The 938-nt window shown below is 59.4% G+C and carries 1 protein-coding gene; it reads right to left on the bottom strand.

The features are described from left to right. Positions 1-356 precede the first annotated feature (356 nt). Positions 357-938: FecR family protein (locus HY30_RS17505; protein ID WP_155839412.1), on the bottom strand; the 582-nt coding region annotated here is incomplete at its 5' end.

Genomic DNA, 938 nt, shown 5'->3' with positions numbered 1-938 from the left:
CTTTAATAAGCCATCACCACTATTAAAGGATAACTACTTATTCTTTAATAGCAAGCCCCACTAATTAAAGGCAAACCTTCACGCCGCGGCCTGGGAAGGTCCGGGATGTCCTCCCGGACGGTCGATGAGATAGCCGCCATCGCACAGGCTTTCAGCCGTGTTGATCAGAAATTGACAGCATCGCGCAGGGGTCTGCGATCTTCTGGCCCGTCTTCATCGACGGGGTCCTTCAAGGTCGGGACAAGCTTGCTCATGAAATTCTCAATACCTGCAAAAAGGAAAGGTTCGAGAATTTTTGGGATTATTTAGCGCAACCGGATGGGTGGCAGCCGAATTGGTGGCGCAGGATAGATACGTCAGGGCTTGGGGGAAATGGTGGGCACAAGCGTGATGTATTGACCCGACCGCTCCGTGCCGACGGGCAGGAAGAGCATGATATTGGCGACAAATTCTTCCGGCGCACCTGTCCGGAACGTGCCGCTCAGGCGCTCGGCGGCGAGGTCGGCATCAGGCACCCTGATCTTGGTGGTAGAGTAGCGGTTCAGTTCGGTGACCGCGTCGGCCAGAGTCACATCGTCGAACTGGACACTACCGCTTCGCCATTGCAGCGCGGCGCCGGGTTCAACCCGGGACACGGTCTGGCTGCCATCGCCGGCAATCTCGAGCCGGTCCCCGGGCGCCAGCACCCTGCCCCCCGGATCGGCGGGATGTGTTGTCTTGCCGAAGCCGAACAGGCCTTTCTGGTCTGGAGATGTCGAAACGTTGACCGAACCTTCAAGCAAGGTGACGGCAACACCGGCTGGCCGCGCATAGACCTCGAATTGCGTCCCGAGCGCGCGCGTGCGGCTTGTACCTGCCGCGACGATGAAAGGTGCACTGGCCTTTTCGACGTCGAACAGGGCCTGCCCGCGCTGCAGGGTGACATGGCGCTCGCGGGG

Source organism: Hyphomonas chukchiensis, from assembly GCF_000682695.1.
Taxonomy (GTDB): Bacteria; Pseudomonadota; Alphaproteobacteria; order Caulobacterales; family Hyphomonadaceae; genus Hyphomonas; species Hyphomonas chukchiensis.
Note: the sequence above shows the minus strand (reverse complement) of the source record. Positions and strands in the feature narration are given on the sequence as shown.